The organism is Paenibacillus sp. FSL H7-0735, assembly GCF_038008505.1.
GTDB classification, from domain to species: Bacteria; Bacillota; Bacilli; order Paenibacillales; family Paenibacillaceae; genus Paenibacillus_AQ; species Paenibacillus_AQ odorifer.
Genome location: NZ_JBBOZH010000001.1, coordinates 2029784 through 2053594, shown reverse-complemented (window position 1 = coordinate 2053594; position 23811 = coordinate 2029784). Strand labels below are relative to the sequence as shown.

The 23811-nt window shown below is 43.3% G+C and carries 20 protein-coding genes; 2 read left to right on the top strand and 18 right to left on the bottom strand.

Annotated elements, in window-relative coordinates; all coding sequences use genetic code 11:
• Nucleotides 1-40 precede the first annotated feature (40 nt).
• From NSS82_RS09170 to alaS, 12 genes are all read right to left on the bottom strand, one after another.
• Nucleotides 41-1105 (bottom strand): LacI family DNA-binding transcriptional regulator, encoded by a 1065-nt coding sequence (locus tag NSS82_RS09170; RefSeq protein WP_076224454.1) that lies wholly within the window; start codon nucleotides 1103-1105, stop codon nucleotides 41-43.
• Nucleotides 1106-1150: 45 nt separating this feature from the next.
• Entirely contained in the window at nucleotides 1151-2461 is a 1311-nt protein-coding gene (locus tag NSS82_RS09165) for an ABC transporter substrate-binding protein (RefSeq protein ID WP_052096880.1), read from the bottom strand.
• 22 nt (nucleotides 2462-2483) lie between these two features.
• Entirely contained in the window at nucleotides 2484-4364 is a 1881-nt protein-coding gene (locus NSS82_RS09160; RefSeq protein WP_036675579.1) for a cache domain-containing sensor histidine kinase, read from the bottom strand.
• Between the two features lie 169 nt (nucleotides 4365-4533).
• Entirely contained in the window at nucleotides 4534-6720 is a 2187-nt protein-coding gene (locus NSS82_RS09155; protein ID WP_235219364.1) for a methyl-accepting chemotaxis protein, read from the bottom strand.
• Nucleotides 6721-7040: 320 nt separating this feature from the next.
• Complete coding sequence (locus NSS82_RS09150; protein ID WP_036675585.1) at nucleotides 7041-8372, bottom strand: peptidase U32 family protein; 1332 nt, start codon at nucleotides 8370-8372, stop codon at nucleotides 7041-7043.
• A 99-nt stretch (nucleotides 8373-8471) separates the two neighbouring features.
• Nucleotides 8472-9404: a peptidase U32 family protein gene (locus tag NSS82_RS09145; RefSeq protein ID WP_036675589.1), complete on the bottom strand. Its 933-nt coding sequence runs from the start codon at nucleotides 9402-9404 to the stop codon at nucleotides 8472-8474.
• A gap of 56 nt (nucleotides 9405-9460) precedes the next feature.
• The gene (mltG, locus tag NSS82_RS09140; RefSeq protein ID WP_256717073.1) at nucleotides 9461-10510 is read right to left on the bottom strand and encodes an endolytic transglycosylase MltG; all 1050 of its coding nucleotides are present in this window, start codon (nucleotides 10508-10510) and stop codon (nucleotides 9461-9463) included.
• A 174-nt stretch (nucleotides 10511-10684) separates the two neighbouring features.
• The gene (locus tag NSS82_RS09135; protein WP_076104918.1) at nucleotides 10685-10993 is read right to left on the bottom strand and encodes a DUF1292 domain-containing protein; all 309 of its coding nucleotides are present in this window, start codon (nucleotides 10991-10993) and stop codon (nucleotides 10685-10687) included.
• On the bottom strand, nucleotides 10986-11294 hold the full coding sequence (locus tag NSS82_RS09130) for a DUF1292 domain-containing protein (protein ID WP_038569507.1): 309 nt from the start codon (nucleotides 11292-11294) through the stop codon (nucleotides 10986-10988). Before NSS82_RS09130 ends, NSS82_RS09135 begins: the two co-directional genes overlap by 8 nt.
• Before the next feature lie 13 nt (nucleotides 11295-11307).
• Entirely contained in the window at nucleotides 11308-11727 is a 420-nt protein-coding gene (ruvX, locus tag NSS82_RS09125) for a Holliday junction resolvase RuvX (protein WP_036675598.1), read from the bottom strand.
• Nucleotides 11724-11999, bottom strand: a complete 276-nt coding sequence (locus NSS82_RS09120; RefSeq protein WP_036675601.1) for an IreB family regulatory phosphoprotein — start codon at nucleotides 11997-11999, stop codon at nucleotides 11724-11726. The genes ruvX and NSS82_RS09120 overlap by 4 nt, the downstream gene beginning before the upstream one ends.
• A 315-nt stretch (nucleotides 12000-12314) precedes the next feature.
• The gene (gene alaS / locus NSS82_RS09115) at nucleotides 12315-14948 is read right to left on the bottom strand and encodes an alanine--tRNA ligase (RefSeq protein WP_036675605.1); all 2634 of its coding nucleotides are present in this window, start codon (nucleotides 14946-14948) and stop codon (nucleotides 12315-12317) included.
• 520 nt (nucleotides 14949-15468) lie between these two features.
• Here alaS and NSS82_RS09110 point away from each other — a divergent pair.
• Entirely contained in the window at nucleotides 15469-16332 is an 864-nt protein-coding gene (locus tag NSS82_RS09110; RefSeq protein ID WP_076272364.1) for a CPBP family intramembrane glutamic endopeptidase, read from the top strand.
• Nucleotides 16333-16413: 81 nt separating this feature from the next.
• Here NSS82_RS09110 and NSS82_RS09105 read toward each other — a convergent pair whose 3' ends face one another.
• The 5 genes from NSS82_RS09105 to NSS82_RS09085 all read right to left on the bottom strand — a co-directional run bounded on the left by NSS82_RS09105 (nucleotide 16414) and on the right by NSS82_RS09085 (nucleotide 21348).
• The gene (locus NSS82_RS09105) at nucleotides 16414-17331 is read right to left on the bottom strand and encodes a DUF5692 family protein (RefSeq protein ID WP_036675614.1); all 918 of its coding nucleotides are present in this window, start codon (nucleotides 17329-17331) and stop codon (nucleotides 16414-16416) included.
• Between the two features lie 295 nt (nucleotides 17332-17626).
• Nucleotides 17627-18889 carry an FAD-dependent oxidoreductase gene (locus NSS82_RS09100; protein ID WP_080742436.1) on the bottom strand — a complete coding sequence of 421 codons (1263 nt, stop codon included), beginning with the start codon at nucleotides 18887-18889 and terminating at the stop codon, nucleotides 17627-17629.
• Nucleotides 18890-18892: 3 nt separating this feature from the next.
• A complete protein-coding gene (locus NSS82_RS09095) occupies nucleotides 18893-19930 on the bottom strand; it encodes a helix-turn-helix domain-containing protein (RefSeq protein ID WP_076272365.1) in 1038 nt (345 codons plus the stop codon).
• Nucleotides 19931-20010: 80 nt separating this feature from the next.
• Nucleotides 20011-20742, bottom strand: coding sequence for a metallophosphoesterase family protein (locus NSS82_RS09090; RefSeq protein WP_305953810.1), 732 nt, complete (start codon nucleotides 20740-20742; stop codon nucleotides 20011-20013).
• Between the two features lie 84 nt (nucleotides 20743-20826).
• Complete coding sequence (locus NSS82_RS09085; RefSeq protein WP_076272366.1) at nucleotides 20827-21348, bottom strand: MarR family winged helix-turn-helix transcriptional regulator; 522 nt, start codon at nucleotides 21346-21348, stop codon at nucleotides 20827-20829.
• Nucleotides 21349-21565: 217 nt separating this feature from the next.
• Between NSS82_RS09085 and NSS82_RS09080 the strand changes: the two genes are divergently transcribed.
• Entirely contained in the window at nucleotides 21566-23197 is a 1632-nt protein-coding gene (locus NSS82_RS09080) for an MDR family MFS transporter (protein ID WP_036675626.1), read from the top strand.
• Between the two features lie 73 nt (nucleotides 23198-23270).
• Here the strand turns inward: NSS82_RS09080 and NSS82_RS09075 are convergent, their stop codons facing one another.
• Nucleotides 23271-23738: a MarR family winged helix-turn-helix transcriptional regulator gene (locus tag NSS82_RS09075; protein WP_036675630.1), complete on the bottom strand. Its 468-nt coding sequence runs from the start codon at nucleotides 23736-23738 to the stop codon at nucleotides 23271-23273.
• Nucleotides 23739-23811: the final 73 nt, after the last annotated feature.

Sequence of the window (23811 nt, the reverse complement as noted above, 5' to 3'; positions counted from 1 at the left end):
AGCTAAACTCCCCCTTACTCAAGCAAATCACAACATAGTTCTAGTCTCGCGGCTTATCCACAGAATCACGATGAACAATGTCCGCTGCGATAAGAATTTTCTCAAGCGGCGCAGAAGGATTATGAATACGGCTCAGAAGTTTCTCCACTGCGGCTCGGCCCATCGCTTCTTTAGGAACATGAACAGTTGTAAGCGGTGGAACTCCTCTTAAGGCATCCTCAATATTATCAAAGCCTGTAACTGAGATATCCTCCGGAATATTAAACCCTTCTTCCTTAAGAATGTCACTGACCGAAAGGGCTGTGGAGTCGTTAGCGCAGACCAAGGCTGTCGGGAGTGTTTTGGCTTTTTTACGCTTATTCACCCAGCTTTTAAAATCCTCCTGAAATAAATCTTCCTCCACCCCTTCCAGAAAAAGATTCGCATCATCTTCCAAAGGCAGTCTTATTCCGCTCTCCTCCAGCGCACTCCGGAAGCCAATCCACCGGTCGCGGAAACTGCGTGAGAATCCAATATTGCCGATAAAATGCATTTGGGTATGGCCTGTTCCCATCAAATGATTCGTAAGTCGAGCCATGGAATCCACATTATTCGCAAACACGGTATCACTTGGAATTAGCGGATCTTCATGGTCAATCAACACCATCGGCAGACCAATACGATGCACCTCAAGCAGTAAGGAAGTAGAGATTTGTCCCACACCTACTAAGCCAAGGATTCCATTTGGATTCAAAATATTGACGAAATTATCCGCACGATTCTCAGAGATAATGACCATCCCAAGCCCTTCCTGATCCAGCGCAATAGCAATACCATCCACAATTTTCCCCCAATACAAGGAATCCTGCGTCTGAGAACGAATATTCGGCATTAACACCAGCACGGATTGCTTATTCCGATCACCGCCACCTACCGGAGGGGTGCGTTTTATGCCTTGGACAAAAGCATTTTTTTGCGTAAAATAACCCAGCTGCGATGCCGCTTGAATCACTCGTTCTCTTGTCGTCTCATTAACGCCGCCTTTACCCGAAAGTGACTTGGAAACAACGAATTTGGATACGCCGAGATGATCAGCGATTTTTTGCATAGTGACCTTTTTAGCCATATATAACCCTCCAGAGAATGTCATCAAATTTATGTAGTACTAACTTTAAGGCTGAGAAGTTTCTGATGTTCCTGCCCGCGCTTCCTTCCATTTTGCATTCAATTCGTCAAAAGCCTTTTGTAAATCAGGCGCAGCCAGTAACTCCTGAATGTAATCCCCGGACCAAAAGGACAGCTTGGCTCTATTCGCCAGATCGATGAACGCATCACTTTGTACGGTAGCATCAAGTAGCTTAGGCTTATAAGATAAAAACTCACGGTACTGCGACATAGAGGAATTCAAGCTTCCATCAGCCGGAAGGAATCCCCAGTCATCCCGATAGGAAGTCTCCTTTACAAAAAAATTCAACCACGCCATAGCAAGCTCTTTGTTCTTGGTGTATTTACTAACCCCCATGAACCAATCTGGATTGATCGGTGCATAATGAGTGCTGCCATTATCATAAGGAAACGGGAAGAATCCTATATCATCCGGTTCAGCCCCCACATCAAGGACTTGTCCAATCGTCCAATTCCCCAGTAAATACATTCCTGCTTGACCTTTAGCTAGCCTAGTCTTTGATATCTCCCAATTGTTCGAGAATAGTTCATCTTCTACGTAGCCTTTACCAATTAAGGTTCGAGCAATGGAAATTGATTTCCCCCACTCATTATCAAGCTGCCATGGGCTATCCTCATTTACCATATTATTTAGATACTCTGGATTGCCTGTCATATAGTTAACCAGACTGTTCCCCCATTCACGTAAAGGCCAGACGGCCCCATAATTCATATATAGGGGGATAATACCCGCTTGTTTTAATTTCGCACAAGCTTCGTAGAATTCATCCAGTGTCTTCGGAACAGTAGTTATCCCTGCTTTTTCGAATGCCCTTTTATTATAGACAATCCCAACCGTAGTAGTCCCAGTGGACAGCCCATAACGTTTCCCGTTATACGTAGCAAAAGAAGTGAAACGCTCACTAGCAGCGGTTTCTTCATCCAGCGGTTCGAAAAAATAATCCAGCTCCTTTGCTGGAAGATTCACCGGAAGCAGCAGTACATCACCGGCATCTTTCGTGGACAGCCGTACCAGAATATCCGTTGCATAATTGGACAAACCTTCAAATTCCACATTGGCTTCGGGGTATCTCTGTTTAAACTGGTCCGCGTATCCTTGAAAAGTTCCGTTCTCAATCAGATCTATTCGATTGGTCATCATGACTATGGTGCCGGACAAGTCAGACATCACCTCGTCTCCAACTGGAGGCGGAGTGGATTGCGCCTGCTTATTGTTATTGGCACAGCTACTACTCAATAACACCAAGAGAAGTAACAGTATGGTTCGCATAGTCCATTCTAATTTCAACCCCTTCAACGGACAGCCCCCTCTTATTTCGTTACTCAGGTAAGCCAATCATTTCCGGCTCCAGTAATGGCAGCGACAAAATAACATCGGTCCCTCGTCCAAGCTCACTATATACCTGGATCCCAAATGCCGCTCCATAATGAAGACGCACTCGCTGCTGTACATTTTTCATGCCTATGCCCCCGTTAATGCTTTTCTTAGGAGGACTTTCGTTCTGCAGCCCATCATTCAATTTCTCCAAAGTCTTCTCATCCATTCCGATCCCGTCGTCTTTGATATGAAACAACAGCATTTGCTCTGTAATCTCACAGTGGATGCTTAAATGCATTTGCGGCTTATTATCATCTAAGCCATGATAAGCAGCATTCTCAATGATGGGCTGGAAGACCAGCTTGATAATAGAGTAATTATCTAACGCCTTCGGCACATCAATATCCAGCAAAAACCGGTTAGGATAACGATAGTTAAGCAGCTCGACATAATTACGCACATATCCAAGCTCTTGCTTCAATGTCGTATTACCGCTCAGATCACTTGTACTATACCGTAGCAGTTTGCCCAGAATAGAGATCATATCTGCAGCTTCGACATCATCATTCAGCTCGGCGGTCATTCGGATGGACTCCAGTGTGTTATAGATAAAATGAGGATTGATTTGACTCTGCAGCGCATGAAGCTCCGCTTCCTTTTTCTGTTCTTCTATACGGTAGATATCCTGAATTAACTGCCTGATTCGGGCTAACATACGGTTGAATTGATGCCCCAGCAGACCAATTTCATCACGCCGCTTAACTCTGAACATCACATCCAGATCGCCGCCCTGAACTTTTTTCATCAATTGAATCATCTGAGTCAGAGACTTAGTAAGGGCAACGGAAAGAATAATCGAAATAATTAACGCCAGTACAATGATACTTAATGTAGCAGCAAGTGTTGTATTACGGGTCACCTTCACATCACGCATCAGTACATCAACAGGTATAGAGATAATTACCTTCCAATTGGTTTTGGCAGAACCAGAGTATATATTTAAGCGCTCTTTTCCGTTGACTGTATCATAGAAGCTTCCAGAAATTCCCCCAACTCTTTTGAACAAGTCTGAATCAGAAATATCTGTGGCCAGCAGCTTCTTGTCGCTGTCGTAGATGACCATTCCTTTCTCATCCACAATCAACGACTTCCCATGGGTGACTTTATCCAGCTCCGTAACTTGATTCTCCAAATTGCTAATATTCGCTTCAACCGCAATCAGCCCGATTGGATTTAACAAGCCATCCACGATTTTGCGAACAACGGTAAAAGCATATCGGGTGCTCTGCAGATTACTTGTATACGCCTGAGTACCGAACAATAATGCTTCTCCGCTGGAATCCTTAGTCTGCTGGCTCCAGTATTTATAGCTTTGCTCGAGATCGAGCCGTACGCCACCATCCTTCGCAGAATAATAACCATTTCCGTAAGCGTCAAAAATATAAACCGAGTTCGCGCCTCGCTTAATATTGTTAATAAACGAAATGTTGCCCTCTATCCCCCGTTGAATGGACAACAGTAGATCAAAATCACCGGGTGATAAAGTAGCACTCCCAGTTGCGCCTCCCATAATCTTTTTCTGCTCATGGTAGCGGTTTGAACGTATTAAATTAAGTTTGATATCATTCACATAGGCGGGCATAGATGAAATACGCTTCATATCTTCGATATAATCGTCTACTCCATCCATCATTTGATCGATTAATTTCTCAGAATAAGCAATAGTGTTCCCCTGAATAGATTCTGAGTAGCTCTTGAAGGTAAATACACTGATGAAGGATAGCGGGAGGGTAATGATAATTAAAAAGACGAGGAGCAGCTTGCGTTCCATGCTCATGTCCCCGATAACGGACCACCAGCCAGAGATGCGTCTACCTTTCATTTGGTCCTTCTCCTTAATACTTTTTACCTAACTTGTTATTAAATTATAACAAATACCTAACAAAGTTATTATACGGTGTAGTTCTTCATTACACAACAACAAACCGCCTCTTCATGTTGAAGAAGCGGTTTTGTTAGGTAAACAATTTAGAGATTAGTGATGAATCCACTCATTTTATAGTGAATAATGACAGCTTGTCCTTCAATTGACCTGAAGCACTTTCCAGCTTGCCAGATAATGAAACGAGTTGATCACTTACATTTTGCTGTTCATTACTGAGTGAAGCTACTTCTTCGGAAGTTGCTGAAGACTGTTCTGCTACGGCGCTAACATTCCCCATAGCCTCTGACAACACACCTTGTGAATGATTCAGACTGCTAATCGCTGTTGTTACCGATTCTAAGCTTGTTATGAATTCATCCATCTGTCCTTTTACGGACAAGAAGATATCACTTGTACTCTTCACAGAGCTTACTTGTTCTTTAAACAGTGGTGCTACTTCGGATAATACAGCTTCCGTTTCGTTCATTTCCGCCATGATCTTATCCGTAATTCCAGCAACAAGGGCAATAGATTGCTTCGATTGGTCAGCAAGCTGCCGCACTTCACCCGCAACTACCATAAAGCCCTTACCAGCTTCTCCTGCACGAGCGGCTTCTATTGTCGCATTTAATGATAAAATATTCGTCTGCTGCGTGATACTCTTCATCACATCCAACACCTTAATTACGGAGAATACGGTCTCCTTCAGGTGGTTGACACGTTCGACAAGCGCACTTGTTTTTTCTCCAGTGCGGCTGGTCTGATCCAGCAGGTCCGTTAATTGCTTAGCACCTTGAGCACTAGCTTCACCAACCCCACGTGCTGCTTCATCCATCTCAGTGTTGGCATAAATCACAGTCTGCATTTGCGTAGCTATCACATCTGTAAGCTCATTACCACGTTCAGCTTCGAGCGCCAGGCTGCCTGCCCCACCGGCAATTTCTTCCGTAGCGGCTGCGATTTCCTTCGCAGAAATAGCTGTCTTACGTGAGGCTTCACCAAGCTCACCAGCGGTCTCCAGCACATCCCGAGCGGTTTCTGTCGTTTGCGATACAAGCTCAGTAATACGCTCCATCATCACGTTAAAGGAAGCTGACAGCTGGCCAATTTCATCCTTAGATACATATTCTGTACGTACACTAAGATCACCACCTGCACCTTGTACCATAAGATCCTTCAAGCGAGCTAGAGGACGAGCAATCATACGCACCATCCAAATCCCGATTACTATGGCTAGAAGAGCCGCGCCAGCAGCCGCAATAAAAGTAGTCAACAGAATCGGACGTGCTTCTTTCACTAGCTCATCTGTTGGGACTACCCCTGCCAACTTCCAATCCGCCCGGATCATTGGATTAAAGACAGCAAGGATTTCTTCCCCGTTTGTATCTTTTTCATCCAAACTCTTGTTATCTTTTTTACTTGCCTGAATAAAAGCAAACTCTGAAGGTTTACCATCGTCTTTTGAATCCGAAGAAGCTACTACGGTTCCATCAGGAGTGACAAGTTGAATTCGAGAGCCATCTCCCAGTTGGACACTTGCGAATGATTCCTCCAGCAATGTATTCTTCAACACAAGGATGACTATGTATCCTGTACCTGAGCCCAGGGTTTTGAGAGATCTTGCCATAGCAATATTTTTGTCTCCATCACCTTGAACAGCTGTAGAGAACCATATGTTCTTGGCCGCATCACCATCACCTTTAGAATAGTAGGATTCATAAGATGCAGTGTTGTCGACAATCTTCTTATACCATTCTTGTTCTCTAATGTTATCTAACTTAATGCCGCCACTGCCACTTGTAACAATGTCTTGATCAGGTGACTCCGGGATCAAAGAAACACTAAGAATATTAGAATCCGTTGTAATCTGACTGGACAACTTTTTACTTACTGCGCTTGTAGCTTCAAATTTCTCATAGGAAGATTGTGCAGTCACTAAAGACTTCAAATCTTCTTGCATCTGCGCATCAAAATAAAGCTGTAAAGCCAAGTTCTCGTACTGCTTCAAAGTAATATCTAACTTCTCTGAGGTCTGAATAATAGTCTGACGGTAGGCTTCCGATACGTTGTTCTTAATTGTCTTCTTGGCTTTTGAATAAGATAGCAGTCCAAGTGCCATTACCACAATTACAATTGCACACAAAAATATCAGGAATATCTTCACGCCAACAGATTCCATAGGATTAACTCTTTTGATCTGTCCCCGTAAATCTATTCCATTCTTCAAATTAAACTTAGGTGTCTTGCCTGCCCCTTCAATCTTGCTTGTTTCCTTGTTTCCTGTAATCGCCGATTTCTTATTCTTTTTATTCATGCTAAACCTTCTCTCATTATGCTTTTCACTAATACTATCTTGATCAGGATCCCCCATCTTGATCACCTACCCGCTAATATTAGAATACGCATGAAAGCGTTAACCAATATATATATCGGCGTATTAGGTCTTTTTCCTTAGCTTTACGAGACTTTTTTTACAACTTTTAACCTATGTATGTTTAATCATAATAAATAGCTTGTTGGACCTCCTCCCTTGGATATAGTTTGTTAATCCCTAATATATATAACTTATTGTTCGCTTTGTCAAAAAGAAAAACAGGGAGGCTCTTGGATGACCAAAAGCTTCCCTGTTTTTTATTAAAACTTCTTCTTACGCATCATATCAAAGTATGCAACTGGTTGATCTACCTTCATGCGAATAGGTTGCAGTGGATGACGGGCGGCATCAAGCGAATTGCCTTTCTCATCCCATATTTCGCCAACCGTTTGCTTGAAGAACGTATCGTTAGGTCCAAAGAATTCTACTTCCTGACCTGGCTTAAAGTGATTGCGCTGTTGAACTAGTGCCGTACCACTTTCAGCATCGTATTCAATTACAAGTCCGGCAAAATCATACGGAGCTGCTTTTTCTTCAGGCTCATAGATATGATCTTCATGATCCGGAGTATCATAGAAGAATCCTGTGTTTAGCGGACGGTTAGCCGCTTTGTTAAGCTCATCCAGCCATTCCTGCTTCAATTCATACCCTTCCGGATCTGCCATATAAGCATCAATGGCTTTACGATATGCATTTACGACAGTAGCCACATAGTGGATTGACTTCATTCGCCCTTCGATCTTGAAGCTGTCGATGCCCACTTCAATCAGTTCAGGTATACTTTCCAGCATACACAGATCCTTAGAGCCCATGGAGAAGGGATTATCTCCTTGCTGATGCAGTGGAATCTGAGTTACACCTGGAAGCAGAGGAGCTGGAGATTTCGCTTCAGCCTGCTCTTCCTCAGACACCCAAGTCCCTTCCGGACGTGCATCCTCAAACAAATCATATTTCCAGCGGCAAGACTGGCAACAGCCCCCGCGATTGGAATCACGGTCGGTGAAATGGTTGGACAATACACAACGACCCGAATATGAGGAGCACATGGCACCATGGATGAAGCTTTCGATTTCAATGTCGACATGTTTTTTAATCTCAGCAATCTCTTCCAGGCTTGTCTCACGGCCCAAAACAACACGCGGAAGCCCCTCTTCTTTCCAGAAGGACACCGCTTGCCAGTTCAATGTAGACTGCTGTGTACTCAAATGCACTTCAAGTCCAGGCACTAACCGGCGTGCTGTATCTACAATGATTGGATCAGCTACGATAATAGCAGCAATGCCAGCTTCATATAAGTTACGCAGGTATTCTTCAATTCCCGCGACATCTTCATTGTGAGCATAAATGTTTGTTGCAACAAATACCTTAGCGCCATATTTCTTGGCGAATTCAACACCTTCGCGCATTTCCTCGAAGCTGAAATTATCTGCGCCGGAACGCAAGCCGTATTGTTGTCCTCCGATATAAACAGCATCCGCACCATAGTGTACTGCGAACTTCAATTTTTCCAAATTACCAGCCGGAGCGAGGAGCTCCGGTTTGTCCAGACGGTAACGTTTGCCCTTATATTGCGGCTTTGTCATGGTTCCCATTCCTGTTCTCCCCTCCATCGCCCCACAAAGCTAAGTCACATGCTATAAATGCTGTCCTAATCTTCGTGGGGACCTATAACCTCTTTATTTTTGTCAAACTTAATATACTTGCTCTTTATAGAAAAATCCGAAGCTTAACTCCCGTTCAGGGTCCTGCACCGTTCTGATTACATCCATCCATTCCTCATCGAAGGCATAACCTTCCGGATCAGCCGCATAAAGATCTATAGCTTTACGATAAGTCTTCACAACCGTCACATTATACGCTATCGATTTCAAGAGTCCCTCAATCTTAAGGCTGTGTATACCTGCAGCCATCAGAATATGCAGATCCTCCAAAATACAAATATCATCCGAGCTCATAATATGAGTGCCGTTCTCGTCTTCATAAATCGGGAATTTCTGGTCATCTCGTTCTTCCTCAATCAGAAATAGTCCGCGTTCCTTCCCGAGACTTCCTCCATCACTAGGACGGCCTTGATGTGACATATAGCTTTCAACAAGCTTCCGCTTGGAATGGTATATATTGGTCATTCCATGAACCTGCACCTGTGCCTCAATCTCCAAAAGCGGAACCATTTCCGTCATTTCATCCATATTCAGCTCACGGGCCAGCACGACACGAGAAGCCCCCTTGCGTCCCCAATAATTCGCGGTCGCATAGTTGGTGGAAGTCATTTCCGCATTCCAGTGCAGCTTCATTGCTGGCGCTTCTTTCTTCACTGTGGTTAACACAGCTGGATCCCCGAATTCAACACCATCAATGCCAAGCTCACCTAAAGCCTTCACATAGTCAGGAAGCTCATCCAGCAGACGGTTAGACATCAGCCCACCCAAGCTTGCATACACTTTGCAGCCTCGCGAATGCGCCATTTCTACGACAGTCGCTGTATCCTCCAGAGAGAAATGTCCAGCAAGCCGCATCCCGAAACGGTCATCCCCAATGAGCAGCGCATCTGCTCCGGCATCCAGCAGAGCAGCAGCTTCCTCTAAGGACGCTGCCGTCACCAGCAATTCCGGTTTGTTAGTCATGTTGTACCTCCTACTTGTACAGTTATTTCAACCGCACCACTCTTCATTTTAATAGTTTATTTCGATTCTTGCTTGCTTTTTTCGATATTGGCTAAATGTTCCTTGTAGGTCTTAGCAAACAAATGGCCCTGTGTACCATCTTTTTTGGTCACATAGAAATAATATTCAGAAGCTTCTGGTTCGAGTGCCGCCTGAATGGACTCCAGCCCCGGATTACTAATAGGTCCCGGAGGAAGTCCAATATTCTTATACGTATTATATGGATTATCAACTTCTAAATCTTTATACAAAAGTCTTTCCTTCTGCTTATTAAGTAAATATTGAACGGTAGCGTCAATCTCCAGCTTCTGTTCTTTCTCTAGGCGGTTATAAATAACCCCAGCCACAAGCGGACGTTCACTATCCACCACAACTTCCCGCTCTACCAGCGAGGCTACGGTTAACAGTTCATGCAGAGACAATCCACGCGTTTCTAGCTTTTGCTGCCAGTCGGGAATCGTATCCAGCTTCTTCTGGAACTGATCCAAAAGTGCTTCTACAACTTCCTGGGGCGTGCTATCCTTGGCCAGTTCATAGGTTTCGGGAAATAAATATCCTTCAAGACGGTGGCGAAGATTCTTATCCTGCGGGATACCCAGAATATCAATCCCCTTCAAACCTGCACCAGTATCCATAATTTCAAGAAAAGTAGCCGCATCCTGATTCCAAGCTTCAGCGAGCTTCTTAGCGATCTGCTCAGCAGTATATCCTTCGGGGATGGTAAAGACCACAGTTTCTTCCTTAACTACATCACCTGCATTTAATCTCGCAATGAGCTCATCATAGCTGTCACCCGGCTTAGCGATATAAGTACCTGCTTTGAAGCTAGAACCTTCTTTAGTCCATTTCAAATATCCCTTAAAAAAAAGACTCTTACGGATAATGCCATTCTGCTCAAGCAGATCAGCAATCTCCGCACTTCCCATGCCCTTCTCTATCGTAAATGTTACAGCAGGACCTGCAGGCTCTACCGGCTGCATCCCGTTCCAAATGTACCATGCTCCCCCACCTCCTGCTGCTGCCAGCAAAAGAATAATGATTAACACAGTACGGATTGCGGATTTCAAGTCTGGTTCCTCACTTTCCGACTATAAAGTATAAAAGTGTATTGCCTAAAATTCAATATATATTTCCTTAAATTGATGTTTATACAGGATATTGCTCGCATTTCAAGCAAAAAGAGCGCGGAATTCTCCGCCCTCTTCCGTGCCCATCATAAATGTAACGTACATGTTTAAGATTTATTCAGCGCCATCTGCTGGAAAAGTCATCTCATCGTATAGCTCAGAGATGTCTTCCCACTCTTCATCGTCCATAATGCTCTCCAATTCCGGAAGTCCGTCAGAAGAGACAACGATACGCAGGATTTCATACTCCACGTCTTTGCCAGAGCCTTTCAGCACCGCATATCCGCGATCACCGACTTCAAATTCGGCGATAATATCGTAAATGGAAGATTTGCCTTGCTCATCTTCCAGTTCTACAGTTTCTCCGTATGCTTCTTTAAGCCGTGAAGTCCACACCGCTTGATCAGCGGATATCTCAGTCATTCTCCGATCCTCCGTCCAACTCGTCGACCAGTGTGTTGAAAGTCTCTTCGACAATCGCCCACTCCTCATCGTTATCGATCATGAACAATTGAAGATCGTCGCCTTCTTCCACATAACGGAACGCGTATACCTCATCGGTTTCCTCGTCCTCGGAGTCTAGCGGAACCACCATCATATACTTAGCGTCCGAGCCATCAACCTCAAACTTCATAATGACCTCGAATTCCTCTTCATTACCTTCCTCATCGGGAATATAGATAATTTCCGGTTCTTCCTCTTGGCCAATCTGTTCGTTTGTCATATCCTCGCACCCCTCACCTTTTACTGTTAGCATCCAAAAAATTTTGCAAAATCAGGGCTGCGGCCATTTTATCCACAATCCCCTTGCGTTTCTTCCGGCTGACGTCCCCTTCAATCAGCACCCGCTCTGCGGATACCGTCGTCAGACGCTCATCCCAAAGGTGTACGGGCATTTCTAACTCTTCCCGTAGCTTATCAGCGAACTCAATACAGATTTCGCCCCGGGGTCCTACTGAGCCGTTCATATTCTTCGGCAGACCAACTACAATCTCTCCAATTTCGTGCTCTGCAACAAGTTCACGAATGCGTTCGAACTCATTACCCGTACCTCGGCGCTCAATCGTTTCAAGAGCTTGTGCCGTCCAGCCAAAAACATCGCTTGTGGCTACACCGATTCTACGGTCGCCGTAATCTAAACCTAACTTTTTCTTCATTTCGGATTGTCCACCCTGTGATTGACGAGATAGAATCTAACCAGCTCTTCAATCAGCTCATCACGTTCTTTTCTCCGGACCAAACTTCTCGCATTGTTATGGCGCGGAATGTAAGCCGGATCTCCGGAAAGAAGATACCCTACGATCTGATTGATCGGATGATACTCTTTCTCCACCAGTGCATCGTATACTGCTAGCAATATTTCCTGGGGAGAAGCTTCCTTTTCGTCGCCCTTCACATTGAATTTGACCGTTTTGTCCATGGAGTCCATTTGTGACACCTTCCTTCTGCAAAATCGCCTTTTGGGACGGCTTCGCAAAGTTGCTACTGTGCAGCTCGCTTGCTTCCTTTATCATAACATATTCATGCCCCAACGAGGAAATCCTGCCCGTTATTAACGCTTTTTTTGGCATTTTCTCTACAAAAATTATGATATTTTTGGCTTTTAAGCTATTGTCAAGCACAATTCTTCATGAATAATCTAACATCCTGCTAATAAAGAGTAGCGGTACTGATATCAAACTCTCAGTACCGCTATGTTTTCTCGTAATACGTTTAGTTAGAGAAATGGTTTCGTAATTTTAACTTAGGCTAAGGAAGCTACCAATTCTTCAGCCTTTGCCAATGCTTCGTTTAGCTTAGAAGCATCTTTACCGCCGGCTTGCGCCATATCTGGACGCCCGCCACCGCCGCCGCCGCAAACCGCTGCGATTTCTTTAACGAGTTTACCAGCATGGAAACCTTTCTTCACAAGGTCTTGCGGTACAGATACTACAAAGTTCACCTTATCATCCATCGCCGCACCTAATACAAGCACTGCATCCGGAAGCTTGGATTTCAATTCATCCGCTGTAGAACGCAAAGCATCCATATTGCCTGCTTGAACAGCAACAGCCAGGAGCTGCGTACCTGCACCAACTGTCTTCACACTGCTTGTAAGTTCAGCAGCAAAAGTAGCGCTCAGCTTGGATTGCAGAGATTCATTCTCACGTGAAAGCTCACGCACCTGGTTATGCAGCGCTTCGATCCGTTTCGGAACGTCATTCAGAGAAGACTTGAGAAGGCCTGCTGATTGTTTGAGCAAATCTAGCTGGCTTTCAGTGAACTGGTAAGCGTAACGTCCGGTAACTGCCTCGATGCGGCGCACTCCGGATCCAATGCCACTTTCGCTAAGCAGCTTGAAAATTCCGATTTGCGACGTGTTGGATACATGACAACCACCGCAAAGCTCAAGACTGTAATCGCCCACTTGAACGACACGGACGATATTACCGTATTTTTCACCAAAGAGCGCCATTGCTCCCATTGCTTTAGCTTCATCAATCGGCTTGTTCTCAATCACTACATCTAGACCGCGCCAGATTTGTGCATTTACGCGATGTTCGATATCGCTCAGTTCTTCTGGAGTAATCGCTCCAAAATGGGAGAAGTCAAACCGCAAACGAGCACCTTCCACTAAAGATCCCGCTTGATTAACATGCCCGCCAAGAACTTCTTTAAGCGCTTTGTGCAATAAATGGGTAGCTGTGTGGTTCTTCACGATATCTTCACGCTCTGCACGATCCACTTCCGCGCGAACGGATTCGCCCACTTTCAATTCTCCCGCTTCCACAGTTACCAAATGTACGTGTTGGCCGTGCGGCGCTTTAAAGAGTCCTTTCACCTTAGCCGTAACTGAACTCCCAGTAAGCACACCGGTGTCACTTACTTGTCCGCCGCTCTCAGCATAGAACGGTGTTGCTTCAAGAATAACTTGGCATTCTGCGCCTTCGCCGGCGACATCTACCAATTCATCACCCACAACAATAGCCAGGATTTTCGACTCTGTTACCGAGTCATTATATCCAACAAATTCACTTTTAACCGTCAGGTCTGCTAGTGCGCCTCCCTGAATCTTCATGCTGCCGCCATCATGACGTGCAGCTCTTGCACGGTCACGTTGCTCCTGCATAGCCGCATCAAAACCTTCACGGTCTACAGTTAATCCTTGCTCCGCTGCGAAATCTTCGGTCAAGTCAAATGGGAATCCATAAGTATCATATAACTTAAATGCATCGGCTCCAGCAATATTGCTGAGACCCTCTGCTTTTGCTTTAGCACTGATCTCACCCAAAATAGCCAATCCGTCAGACAATGTTTCGTGGAAACGTTCTTCTTCAGTACGAATAATCTTTGCGATATATTCGCGGTTGTCCACAACGGATGGATAGTAGACACCCATAATTTCGCCAACGGTTTCAGTCAGCTCATACAGGAATGGACGATCCAGACCCAAGGTCTTTCCGTACCGAACAGCACGGCGAAGCAAACGGCGGATAATATAACCGCGTCCTTCATTAGAAGGAAGTACTCCATCCCCTACTGCAAAAGTAACGGTACGCACATGGTCAGCGATTACTTTAAGCGCGATATCCTGCTCAACGTTATCTTTATAAGTTACACCCGCGAGTTGTGCTGTCTTTTGAATAATAGGTTGGAACAAATCAGTGTCGAAGTTGGAATCTACATCCTGTAGAATGGATGCAAAACGCTCCAAACCAGCACCTGTATCAATGTTTTTATTCGGAAGCGGCGTATAGCTGCCATCCTTGTTATGGTTAAATTGTGAGAACACCAAGTTCCATACTTCCAGCCAACGTTCATTTTCTCCGCCTGGATACATTTCCGGATCGCTCATATCACTGCCGTAAGCTTCTCCGCGGTCATAAAAGATTTCCGAGCAAGGACCGCATGGGCCTTCGCCAATATCCCAGAAATTTTCGTCGCCCAGCTTAATGATGCGTTCAGCAGGCAGGCCAACCTTTTCATTCCACAGCTTAAATGCCTCTTCATCCTCTGCGTACACCGTTACGGAAATACGTTCCGGGTCAAAGCCGATCCACTCTTTGCCGGTTAGGAACTCCCAAGCCCATGTGATAGCTTCTTCTTTGAAATAATCACCGATGGAGAAGTTACCCAGCATCTCGAAAAACGTATGGTGACGGCGTGTCTTACCCACATTCTCAATATCATTGGTACGAATACATTTTTGTGAGTTGGTCAGGCGCGGATTTTCTGGAACCTCCCGGCCATCGAAGTACACTTTCAAAGGTGCCATACCCGCATTGATCCACAGAAGCGAAGGATCGTTGTGAGGAACGAGGGACGCGCTTGGTTCAATCTTGTGACCTTTACTTTCAAAAAACTTAAGCCATTTGGAACGAATTTCACTTGCTTTCATAATTTACAGCTCCCGTCTCATCTTTTTACTTCGGCATTTACACCGGAAATTACAAAATACCTAAAAAATAAAAACAAAAAAACGCCCCTGAATAATTCAGGGACGATTAATATCGCGGTACCACCCTGGTTATCGCCTTGACCCCACTCATGGGACAATTGCAGACGATCGCCTTGTCGCGGCTGATAACGGGCGCCCCCGGTGAGCATTGATCTCACACTCCGAAATTAGCTTTCCACCGGCCTGTCTTCAAGGTTCTCACAGCCATTACGAAACGTTTCGTAAAGGAACCTTTTCTCTGACCAAGCCATCCTCCGGTGTACTTCATTTTCATCAACGATTTGTCCGATTTGCATTTTAACATTTCAAGTATAGCCAGTGCCCTTGCTTCTGTCAATCTGGGATGGGCGAATGTGAAGAATAACACATGATTTTTGTAACAGTAAACTTGGCCTCAAAAAGGATATAGTGAAATCTAAGGTTAATTTGGAATATTTTGTATTCAGGAGGACTGCCGTTGATGCTTCACTCCAAGGAGTTCAATCCATCATCGATTTTTGAAGCAAAGCCTACACACTACCTTTTTATAGCGAACCTGATTTTTATTCATATTATCTTTACTCTTGCGGTTAATCTTATCCTTTTTGAGCATGGATATTTAAGTTTTATCGCCAAAAACACAAACCACTGGATCAATGAAACGTTAGCCGCCAATCTAGTTGGGCTTCTCTTAGAAGTAATTATTTTTTTGATTCTGATAGCTAAAGTTTCGCCCCGGGATTTTGGGTTAAAAATAGAAAAATTACGAGCTGGACTGCTGGGTACCTTTCTGTTTTGGCTCGCTATAAATATAGTAGATTTGTGCATGGTACACTTGAATCACTCAGAGTTAACACTTAACAATGCTATATTCAGCCATTCAAATTTAGTTTTCGGTGAAATTCTAGGTCAAATCTTCGGAAATGCTTTATTGGAAGAAATCTTATTTCGCGGCTTCCTGCTCGTTCAAATCTATCTATGCTTAAAAAAAATCAACAACAAGACTACACGGATGATCTCGGCAATGCTGATTTCACAATCGATCTTTGCTGCCATACATATCCCAAACCGGATTTACTCAGGATTAGTTGGAATGGAGTTTGTTTATGATTTTATCATGCTTCTAATTCTAGGAGTTATATTCGCTCTACTCTATATCCTAACCAAAAATCTATTTTTCGTGATCGGCGTTCACTCATTAATGAATATTCAGATAGTGTTTTGGAATAGCAATTTCACGTATACGGCAACTTTATTATGTGTGTTATTACTGACCTGTCTTTTGCTTTGTATAAAAAGGAAAGAGTTTCGCGCGCAGCAACATCAGGCGGATATGGAGCTCTAATAATTAGAACTTTAATTACTCACAAAAAGAAGTTCCACCCTTTAAGCTGGAGGAACCTCTTTCATTATTATATTATTTCTATTAATTCGCACCCTCTGCAATAGCCTTATAAGCAGCTAAATCCGTATAAACTTCCTCTTTAAGCGGATTGCGTTTATGCTTGATAATTTTATAGAAATGATAACCAAACACTGCAATATTAGCAGCTAAAGATAATGCACTTACTACCCACAGAGCGGTTTCACTATGAGAGGATTGTACAGAGAACTTTGACTCGCCAACAAACGCCGGGAATGACATCGTAAACATCATCCAAATCGCCAAAGTCTGTGCACGATGCTGCAGCCATGCCCCTTTTTTGAAGAAGAACGCCGGGATGGTACAAGAAATCAACAATGCTGCACCTGCATAGAAGGAATGGTCAGAAACTGCATTATATACATAGGCAAAGTTCCAAATGTCATAAGCAATGATCCAGAACCAAAGCTGGTCAGGCCACAACATATCTTTACTCTTATCTTTACTGATCACAATTCCCATCCAACCAGAAATCGTAATAATGTTCAGAATACCTGCGATCCCGTTCATAATGTTCCAAGGACCACCTACCATCATTACGCCATCCACCATACCTTGCAAGCTGTACACTTGGAAATCACGAATAACTGCTTCAAGAATGTTAACTGCAAGGATAATAGCCGGGAACATTAATATATATTTATTTTTGTCCCATCCTTTAACATAACGGATAGCCATAAACCCTATACATCCTGCCAAAGCAGAATATACTTTTACCCAGTGAAACCATGTTCCAGTACTAGAGCCTTCGCCTGCCGTATTCGGCCAGACCGCTATGGTAAGAACAATAGGGACAACTATAAACAGAATGATTGAGAACCACTTGCTCTTCCGTGCGATTTCATTTACAAACATTAATCCTGCTAGTACTACTAACCACATTAGCGCAGAGTACCAGGGAATCGATTCGAATAAAAACATGTTTTACTCCTCCTTGTAGTTTGGTGTATATAATCTGTGTCTCAGGTCCAATATAGTACATCCCTCTTTGAACGATCAAATCGCTTAAAACGTTGATTTATCAGTGTTTTTTTAGTTTCATTTCAAGTTGAGTTTACACAACCATAGCACTAGGATTCGCCAAAGTTTCTACCTTTCTTCTGAGCAATCTATTAGAATGCATGTCTACAGAACTATATACTGCAAACCTAACTTGAATGTAAAAAAAACCTTGTCGACAAATTTCTTTGTGGACAAGGTTCCTCTTTACTATTATTTAAAAGAATCGTTCAACCAAGTGTTTCGCATATACAATACAATTCTCAAGTGTAGGGAAGTTCATGATTTCTCCAGCTAAATAGATATTGTTGTTCCCCTGCATCTGATCAACCCGTTCATAAAACCCCTCATGTAGCGCATCAGAATCCACATGAGGGAAATGCTTCCAACGCTTCATCATATACAGTCGAATGCTCTCTCCGCCCAGCTCGCGAAGTTTATTTTCTACCGTCTCTCGCATTTCCAGATCAGTCATAGCTTCATTCTCTGCTACATAAACCGTAACTAGATCCGTAGTTCCCATATCTGCCCACCGATAGTACCATGCCATCATATGCCCTTTACGTTCAGGGTACATATTCCGGGGGATATAGCCAGAAAGCTCCGGCAGCCCTTTCACTCTGTAGGCATATACCCTAAACCATTCATACGTTATACTCGCTAATAAGGTTTTGTCCTCACTGGACAGGCTAACTGTATCGCCCATTTGCTCTAAAGCGGCTGTATAAATGACCTTGTCAAAATAAAAGATGTCCTGACTCGTCTCTACTCGAACCTGTCCATCTTGTTCTTGCTCCATAAAAAGCACTTCACAAGTCAGGCGGAGATCGTTCACTTGGTCGGCCATTCGTCTTATCAGTTCAGTAACACCCTTAGGCCAGGTTATCATATGCGTAATTTCAATAAACGACAACAGATTATCATAGCTTAGAAATTTCAACACATATGCAGCGGGCACATTATGGATACTACCGAATCCAAAAGTATTAAAATAATGCATGTAGACCTGTTCAAGGACAGACAGCTTATTCTCTGCACACCACTGTGAAAATGGCTGACATAAATCTGGTGGTAAGTGAAGAAATCCCGGTTCTTGGAGAGACTCATAGCGTTTTAGAATATCCGGCAGTCGTTTGAATTCTTGTGTAAACGCCTCTATCTGCTCCATGGGAATCTGTGAAGTTTTCCTCCCATTATTATCAAAAAATCCACGTTCTAACAAGGGTCCCCTATCCATAAGATCAAAATCTCTCATTAAATCCATCGTATGTTTATAGGTGGGCAGGCCGATTAGCGTCCCCATTTCATAACTTTTTCCTTTGTACTCAATAGAATGACACTTTCCTCCTACTCTGTCCGACTTCTCCATGAGGGTAATGTGGGTATAACCTTTTTTCGCTAATTCGTAAGCAGCTGTAACCCCAGAAATCCCTGCACCGATGATCCCAATTCGGTCTTTATTCTTCGTGTTTGTCATCATCCGTTATCTCCTTGTAAATAACCATAATGGCAAAGTTTCTCGTTGTCCCGTATAGGCAAGTGCGACATCCGATGGTATTTTACCTTGATTAGGTCCATCTGTAATTTGCCTGCTGAAGTTGTAGGTTCTCAAGTATTCATGTAAGCGCTTTTCTAAAATTTCAAAAGAATCTATCGTATCATCTACCCAAGCCTGCTGGTAGAATTCTTTGGTCAACACCGCCGCAAATTGCTGCAAGGGCTGAAATATCTCTGTTTGGTCTACCGTTATAGCTACTTGATTAATATTGTTCTTATGTAAAAATTCACTATATTTATGTTTTCCTCTGTCCCAGTTCGTAATGAATTCACGGCTTTTGTTCGTAACCAGATTATCGATATGAAAATCTAATGTCTTCATCAATGGGAGAACTTTCAGATGCATAAAATCTATAAAATGAATGGTAGACTTACGATTGTATAGCTTAACTAGACCTAGTCTGGAGTAGGCATCATAAATTACATATTGATATACCTTTCCGACCCTCGAGAAAACTCCCAAATAGCTGATACTCTGCTGACACATATACCCGGGATGAGCATTTATCGGATTCTTCATCTTATAATCTAGTGTTTTCCGTTTCTCTTTAAATCCTTTAGTGAGAGTGGATTGTGCGCCATCCCTCTTCTTTGCTTTGATTTGATTGGCGTAAGCTTCACGCTCTATTCGTTTATTTAGTCCGTTTCGACGTAGTACATTATAAATACCCGATTCCCCTATTTGCATACCTTCATCTTGCAGTTCATAAAAGATGCGTCTAGGCCCATCCTCAGGAAATCTGGCGACGTACTGCAAAATCAATCTTTCCGTTTTCTTATCTACTTTATTAGGCATTACCGGCTTTTTTTTCTTCTCCCCAAGTCCATCCATTCCATGTTGTTGATAAGCTTTAGACCACTTATAATAGATCGTCCGGGAAATGCCAAACTCCTTACAGGTTTCGCTCACATTCTTGCTGATGGCCCCTTGCATGAGGATATGATATTTGCTGTTTGCATTCACCTATTTGCACCCCTCCTATCTTTATTTTATACATAGTTAACGTTTAATTCATTACTATTCTAAAAAAAATGGGAGAACGCTCAAAGCGTCTCACCATTCCGAACAAAATGCGTTATGTATTTCCCTGCGGAAATCTCCAAGCAATTTAGTCGTTGGCCATATGCGCAGCCACCATCTATGCCAATTTTATCTCCAAGTGGACTAAACCAAATTTCTTCTGAATCATGCAGATCCATCGTCGAAGTATGACCGAAAACAACCGTTTTGTTAGTGCTAACTACCGGATTCTTATAAAAGGGTTCTCTAATCCAGATAAAATCATAAGGGTCCTGCTGTTTCCAATCCTCAATTAATGGATTAATGCCCGCATGAACAAAAATATGTTCTTCCGTCTCATGATAAAGCGGCAATGTGCTTAGAAAGTCTATATGATGTCTATAGTCCCGCCTAATTTTTTCTTTTAGCTGCATATAATCCTTCCAGCCAAAATCCTCCTGCAAACCTTCGGAGCCCGCCTCACAATAACTCATCAGCGTATGAAATCCGCCGTTAGTAAGCCAATGGGTATCCAATTTATCATCTTCGCCGGTGAGCGCATCGCAAGCCATTTTATCGTGATTTCCTTTGAGAACTATAGCTCCACATTCTTGCTGCAGAGTCATCACTTGCTCCACAATTCCTTTACTGTCCAGCCCTCTATCCACATAATCTCCCATCAAGATAAGCTTATCCTCCGCTGGGCGATAATTCACTTTTGATAACAGTGCATTGAATTCTACATAACTTCCGTGAATGTCACTAATTGCTAATATTCTGATGATAATCGCTCCTTGCTCTAAGATGCAAAAAAAGATGTTCCCGCGGGTGTGCAGGAATATCTTTTGATGTTGGGCTTTTTATACTGAATCTATAACTAATGACTCTTCATCCGACTGTGGAAAAAAATGACGGCTTCTGACCTCATGCACCGCTTCTTGAAAACGATCGCACAAAAAGATCAGCTGGTCGATCTCTTCCTTACCGACCTTTTGCGTGATTTCACTCAAAATACCGGAATAGGATGCCATCTGCCTGCTATAAATCTGCTCTCCAAGCTCACTCAAACAGATATATACGACCCGACGATCTGTCTCGGATGTTGTACGTACTACGTAACCTTTTTCCTCCAAAGTATTTGCCATTTGCGTGGCAGTAGGTCTACTTATCTGGAGCAGGTCACTTAACTTAGAAATCATAACTCCCCGGTGCTGTTTGTTACCTTCGGTCGCTTTCTTTTGCTTCATTACAGTGTGAATGACGTACATCATAACAAACTCTCTATACGATACTACATCAATCGAGTAGGGGCGAGCAGTCAGACGCTTTATATTTTCAAGGGCTATGATAAGCTTCTGCTCTTGATTGTCATGGGTATCCATAGGGCACCTCCAATATACCTCAATCTAATTAGATTACTTACCTATTCCCAAAAAATCAAGTCAAATTCAAATTCTCTTTAAATTAAAATTTAATAATTAACCTGTTGTGCTAATTGATGAATTTGTGTATTATACATAAATGATAGTTTGGCTACCTAATTATTACGACATGAATTCCCAAACTACAATATATAGAAGTTAAAGGAGAGGAACTGCTCTGGAGCATCTCACTCAGAAAAAGAAAGTTACAATTATGATTGCTTTAATGGCGGCTATGTTTTTCGCAGCAATCAACCAGACAATTGTGGGCACAGCAATGCCCCGAATTATTGCGATGCTTGGAGGCATTGAACATTATACCTGGGTAATTACCATCTATATGCTCACCTCAACCATTGCTACCGTACTTGTCGGTAAGTTATCCGATATTTACGGAAGAAAGCCCTTCCTGTTATCAGGGATTGTCATTTTTATTATAGGTGCTTTCCTATCCGGATTGTCGACCAACATTTTTCAAATGATCACTTATCGCGGGATTCAAGGTCTAGGCGGCGGGATTCTAATGTCGGCTACCGTAACCGCTGTAGGTGATTTGTTCGCTCCAAGAGAGAGAGCCAAGTGGACTGGAATTATGATGGCGATATTTGGTTTCTCCAGCGTAATTGGTCCTACTCTTGGCGGATTCATGGTAGATCACATGGCTTGGAAATGGATCTTCTGGATCTTCTTGCCTTTCGGTATCGTGGCCTTCTTTATGATTTTGAAAATGTTCCCTAAAACAACGCGTTCTACATCTGAGTCCATTGACTATTTAGGCTCCATTTTCCTTTCCCTGACCATCGTTGCGCTCTTGCTCGGCTTTTCATGGGCAGGAACAAAATATGACTGGGGTTCTCCGGAGATTCTCGGCTTGTTTGGGGCTTCCATTCTGGGTCTGATTATCCTGATTCTGATTGAGCGTAAAGCTAAGAGCCCCGTATTGCCATTATCCTTATTTAAAAACTCCATCGTATCCATCTCAATGATTGTCGGTTTCCTGATGAATGCCGGTATGATGGGCGCAATGATCTACCTACCCTTCTTTGTGCAAGGGGTAGAGGGCGTCTCCCCAACTAAATCTGGTTTTATCAATATGCCAATGTCACTTACTATGATTGTACTAAGTACTTTAGTGGGAAGATGGATCTCCAAAACAGGAAAATATAAACGTTATGCTCTAATGGGGATGCCATTCATGGTTGTAGCCATGATATTAATGGCCTTTATGAGTAACATTGCTACGGCTGTAGTCAGCATGATTATCTTCGGGGTTGGGTTAGGACTATCGATGCCCGTATTTACTCTAACCGTACAAAATGCTGTTGCTCCTTCAATGCTAGGTGTTGCTACTGCTACAAATACTTTATTCCGTAATTTAGGTGGAACCATAGGTATTGCCATCATGGGTACCATTATGAACTCCTCATTAACGAAAAAATTAGAGGCAGCGGTATCTTCAGGCAAAGGTCCGGATTTATCCAAACTCGATCCTGAATCCGCTAAACAGCTTTCTGCATTTATGAACCCTCAAATGTTGCTAGATCAACCTAAACTAAAGGAATTGCATGCAACATTGCCAGAGCAAATCCAGCCGCTCTTCAATCAATTGATTGAGATGCTGCGGAACGCACTGAGCGATTCCCTGACAGTTGTGTTCTTAAGTGGTACGGCGCTGTTAGTTATCGCAGCACTGCTCGTTCTGTTCCTTAAAGAGATTCCATTACGTAGTGGAGAGAAAAAAATGGAGGCACACGCAGAGGATAAAACCGGGAGTAAAAAACTCGAAAAATCTGTGCCTGCTGCACATTAATCACAAATAACCTTACATTAGAGATGTCCGTAAACAGCTTAGGCTGTGCGGCATCTCTTTTTGATAAGAAGGGCTAGGATTCGTTTGATTGATCATTCAATTCTTCGAAGTAAACGTAAACTCCGTTTAACAGCTCCATTAACGTATCCGTCTGTTCTTTGCCCATGTAATCAATCATACCTTTAAAGGTATTCCGGGATTTCGTTACGGCCATCTCAGCCAGATGCTCCCCTTTTTCCGTAAGCGTGATCTCACTAACTCGGCGATCCTGTGCATCGGAAGTACGCACCACATATCCTTGTGCAATCAGACTATTGAGCATTTGGGTAACCGTAGGAGAGGTGACTTTCAGAAACTTGCTAATCTCCGAAACCGTCTGTCCCTTCTTCCCTTCCCGTTCTTTACCAAGCTTTAAAGAAACCAACATCCGGACCTCACTTGGCTTCAAGCCCCAAATCGTAGTTTTACGCCAGTTCATTCTAGCGAATTGTTGGAAAGCCTCCATTAATCCATCCACATTCTGATATTTCTCTTCGTTCATCAGTACACCCCATAAAATCATTTAACACTAAGTATAGCCTAATATGACGTAAAAAAGAATTGATAGATGTCAG

Coding starts and splice junctions, on each gene's coding strand:
- NSS82_RS09120 (WP_036675601.1), bottom strand. CDS start 11,999: ATGGACTCCATGGACAAAACGGTCAAATTCAATGTGAAGGGCGACGAA.
- NSS82_RS09110 (WP_076272364.1), top strand. CDS start 15,469: ATGCTTCACTCCAAGGAGTTCAATCCATCATCGATTTTTGAAGCAAAG.
- NSS82_RS09085 (WP_076272366.1), bottom strand. CDS start 21,348: ATGGATACCCATGACAATCAAGAGCAGAAGCTTATCATAGCCCTTGAA.
- NSS82_RS09145 (WP_036675589.1), bottom strand. CDS start 9,404: ATGACTAACAAACCGGAATTGCTGGTGACGGCAGCGTCCTTAGAGGAA.
- NSS82_RS09100 (WP_080742436.1), bottom strand. CDS start 18,889: ATGATGACAAACACGAAGAATAAAGACCGAATTGGGATCATCGGTGCA.
- alaS (WP_036675605.1), bottom strand. CDS start 14,948: ATGAAAGCAAGTGAAATTCGTTCCAAATGGCTTAAGTTTTTTGAAAGT.
- NSS82_RS09170 (WP_076224454.1), bottom strand. CDS start 1,105: ATGGCTAAAAAGGTCACTATGCAAAAAATCGCTGATCATCTCGGCGTA.
- NSS82_RS09150 (WP_036675585.1), bottom strand. CDS start 8,372: ATGGGAACCATGACAAAGCCGCAATATAAGGGCAAACGTTACCGTCTG.
- NSS82_RS09130 (WP_038569507.1), bottom strand. CDS start 11,294: ATGACAAACGAACAGATTGGCCAAGAGGAAGAACCGGAAATTATCTAT.
- NSS82_RS09135 (WP_076104918.1), bottom strand. CDS start 10,993: ATGACTGAGATATCCGCTGATCAAGCGGTGTGGACTTCACGGCTTAAA.
- NSS82_RS09075 (WP_036675630.1), bottom strand. CDS start 23,738: ATGAACGAAGAGAAATATCAGAATGTGGATGGATTAATGGAGGCTTTC.
- NSS82_RS09155 (WP_235219364.1), bottom strand. CDS start 6,720: ATGAATAAAAAGAATAAGAAATCGGCGATTACAGGAAACAAGGAAACA.
- ruvX (WP_036675598.1), bottom strand. CDS start 11,727: ATGAAGAAAAAGTTAGGTTTAGATTACGGCGACCGTAGAATCGGTGTA.
- NSS82_RS09160 (WP_036675579.1), bottom strand. CDS start 4,364: ATGAAAGGTAGACGCATCTCTGGCTGGTGGTCCGTTATCGGGGACATG.
- NSS82_RS09105 (WP_036675614.1), bottom strand. CDS start 17,331: ATGTTTTTATTCGAATCGATTCCCTGGTACTCTGCGCTAATGTGGTTA.